We start from the raw sequence: 3334 nt of genomic DNA on the forward strand, positions 1-3334 counted from the left end.
AGGTAGCCGCCCGCGACGCCCATTGCTAGTCCAAGACCCATTTGTTGGATCAATTCGGTTAATAAAGACCAGCCTAGCCCTCCTTCCGGTTGGCCGATCAGTTGCACCATGGTGATGGTTAAGAAGATCGCCATCGGGTCGTTGGCACCGGATTCGACTTCCAGCGTGGCACCGGTTCGTTCTTTGATACGCAGCCCTGCATTACGAATCAAACCAAAGACGGCGGCGGCATCTGTTGAACCAATGATAGCGCCTAAAAGCAGACTCTCCTGCCACGATAAATCCAACCACCAATACACTGCGCCCGCGGTGATCCCCGCGGTCACCAGCACGCCTAATGTGGCCAGTAAAAAGGCTGGCCGTAGACTGATGGCAAAGGACTCTTTTCGTGTCCCCAAGCCACCGTCCAGCAATATGGTCGCCAAGGCCAAGTTACCAAATAAAAACGCCACCCCTGAGTTATCAAAATGAATCCCGCCAATACCATCTTCACCGGCGAGCATCCCAACTAATAGAAATACCAAGAGCAAAGGGGTGCCAAGGCGGCTAGAGAAAACACTGGCAAGGATACTCAGTAATGCGAGTAATCCAGCAAGGAAAATATATTGGCTTGAGATTTCTATCGTCATAAGGCGATCTACATTAGAGGTGGCTGGTCAGGTGCTTCAATATTCCAGTGTATGAAATGCCATCAGAGCGAGCTACAGCAAGGCCTAGGCTTCTGCTGGATTTCCGCAATTGCATAATGTTTAAAGCTTAACTGTTTATATTAAAAACAAATTATATTGAGCAGATAAATTATTTTAATGATCACCATTGTTGCCCTACATTTTGCAATGTCTCTATCTAACGAAGAGACATTCATAGGATCAGAATAAAAATAACAGAGGAAAGCATATGTTTAAGCGCAACGTTCTATTGGGAATTTGTCTGGTGTCGGCCTGCTTCAATGCAACAAGTGCTGAGATGGACCCAAATCGAGATGATCGTTTTGATACCAAATTTGTTTATGAATCTCGCGTCACAATCGATACACAGCGAGTGACCGTAGGTCAGAGTAAGTATGGTGAGCGGGGTATTATTTGGATCACAGGTGGCGAAGTCGAGGGTCCGAATATTAAAGGTAAGATTATCCCTGGCGGTGGTGATTGGCAGTTAGGTCGACCTGATGGCGGCAAAGATCTTGATGCTCGATACGCACTGTTAACAGATGATGGCTTCACGATTCTGATTAATAATAAGGTCACTATCGATTACCGCCCAACCGAAGACAATCCGAAAAACCGTTATGCTCGCAGTGTGCTGACATTCGATGCGCCGTTAGGAAGTCCTTATGAGTGGATGAATCGTTCCGTATTTCTGGGCACGTTAGATCGCGCCTCAAACTTTGAGGAAGACCCTGCCGTGATCATTCGGGTATGGGAGCTATTATAAACTTGCGGTGAGATGGGCGAGGCCCAACTAGCCACTAAGATCGAAGCGCAGGCCGCCATGTCGGGGAGGACATTTCTCATTCAACTGAGGTGCTGGCGGCTTGCGTATCGAAATCGATTATTTCGCGTTTGGTGCTGTGGGTAACGGGTATTCTTTGTTTTGGTCGGCGTTTTGCTGCGGTGCTTGCCACTGCTTTTCTAGCGGTAATACACCGGCCCAAACTGGCCAATCAAAATCTTCGTCGTCATCAATCGCGCCTTCTGCACGCATTTTGACACTGGCTTCTTCGATCTTGATACGCACCAAGCCGGTAGCCTTCACTTCAATGTCTTTTACGGGGCGCAAACTGTCCCAACGTCCCGGCGAGACTTTATCGAGAAACAGTTTGAAGTGATGCATTTTGACATCGTAATCATCAATCGGCTCCGGTACGCCGAACAGGGTTACCGAACGGTAGTTAACCGAGTGGTGAAATGCCGAGCGCGCCAACACCAGACCGTCTAGCTCACAGATATTGATACAGACCTTTTGTCCTTCTTTGACTGCGCCGTGGGTATTACGGGCTTTGCTGTGTGCGTGCCAGTACAAGTATTCCCCTTCACGCCAGTGGCATGTGGGTGTGACAAAGACTTGGCCATTTGCTTGCTGACCAATGTGACACATTAAGGTGTCATCAATGATTTTATAAACGCTGGCTTGATCGTATTGGGCGCGGCCTGCCCCACGCTTTACGGTACTGGTTGGTGTTTGTAATGAGTCTGACATCTGGCTTCCTAACTTCTACTGGGCTCATGGATGCTTTTAGATTACGTCAGTTTGGTGTTGTCAAAAATAGCCAGATTAGTATTTTTATTGCAGTCCAGTTAGAGAGTCATACATAAAAAAACGCCTACTCACACAAGTGCAAGCAGACGTCCACAGGAGAGGTTTGGCTTTTAAGTGATTACAAGCCTAGCGAGCCTTTGACCGCGTCTAGGCCCGATTGACCTGAAGTCGTTGTCACACCATCCAGCCACTTATCCAGCACGGCAGGGTTTTTCTTCAGCCATGTGCTCGCGGCTTCGTTAGCAGACATGCCTTCATCCGTCATAGAGATAACGGTGTTTTCCATATCGAGAGTGAATTCCATATTTTGCAGCAACTTACCGACATTGCCGCATTCTTGGCTGTAGCCTTTACGTGTCACGGTATGGATCGTGGCACCGCCGTAGTTGGGCCCAAAGTAGTCGTCGCCACCGGATAGGTACTGTAGATCAAAGTTCACGTTCATTGGGTGTGGCTCCCAAGCAAGGAAGACGATGAACTTATCGCGCTTCACCGCACGTGCAACCTGGGCCAGCATGGCTTGCTCACCAGACTCCACCACACGCCATTCGCCTAGACCGAAATCGTCTTTCTCGATCATGCCCATTAGGTTTTGGTTGGCCGGAGAACCTGCGCCGATGCCGTAAATGCGCTCACCAAACTCTTTGCTGTGTTTTGCCAAGTCAGCAAAGTCCTTAACGCCTTGGTCGGCGACATATTTTGGAACCGCTAAGGTGAACTTCACTCCAGTTAAGTTGGTACGGATGACGTCTAAGTCGCTTTTATATTTATCAATAAAAGCTGTTTGCGCAGGCATCCAGTTGCCTAGGAAAACATCGATTTCACCGTTTTTGATGCTTTCAAAACCAATCGGCACGGCCAACAGTTTAATGTCGGTTTCGTAACCGAGGGCTTCAAGAACCGTGGTAGCGAGGCCATTCGTTGCACCAATGTCGGTCCAACCTGGATCGGTCATGGTGACTGTTTGGCATTGCTCAGGGACCGCGGCGTAGGTGGTGCTGGCCGCTGCTGTGACCAGTGTCGCCAGCAATGTTTTATTCAGTTTTGAAAGGTTCATCAATCGGTTCCTCTGTGT

At 48.7% G+C, this 3334-nt stretch carries 4 protein-coding genes; 1 reads left to right on the forward strand and 3 read right to left on the reverse strand.

What is annotated here, in order from left to right; genetic code table 11:
• Positions 1–629, reverse strand: a 629-nt coding sequence (locus Q0688_RS05040; protein WP_299073818.1) for a cation:proton antiporter, incomplete at its 3' end; no start/stop codon positions are given.
• Positions 630–897: 268 nt separating this feature from the next.
• Here Q0688_RS05040 and Q0688_RS05045 point away from each other — a divergent pair.
• Positions 898–1434 carry a DUF3237 family protein gene (locus Q0688_RS05045; RefSeq protein WP_133561374.1) on the forward strand — a complete coding sequence of 179 codons (537 nt, stop codon included), beginning with the start codon at positions 898–900 and terminating at the stop codon, positions 1432–1434.
• 117 nt (positions 1435–1551) lie between these two features.
• Here Q0688_RS05045 and Q0688_RS05050 read toward each other — a convergent pair whose 3' ends face one another.
• Positions 1552–2199, reverse strand: a complete 648-nt coding sequence (locus tag Q0688_RS05050; protein WP_299073823.1) for a pyridoxamine 5'-phosphate oxidase family protein — start codon at positions 2197–2199, stop codon at positions 1552–1554.
• Between the two features lie 178 nt (positions 2200–2377).
• A partial coding sequence (gene choX, locus Q0688_RS05055) for a choline ABC transporter substrate-binding protein (RefSeq protein ID WP_299073825.1) occupies positions 2378–3334 on the reverse strand: 957 nt, incomplete at its 5' end.

The sequence above is a fragment of the uncultured Paraglaciecola sp. genome (assembly GCF_937123705.1).
Classification (GTDB): Bacteria; Pseudomonadota; Gammaproteobacteria; order Enterobacterales; family Alteromonadaceae; genus Paraglaciecola.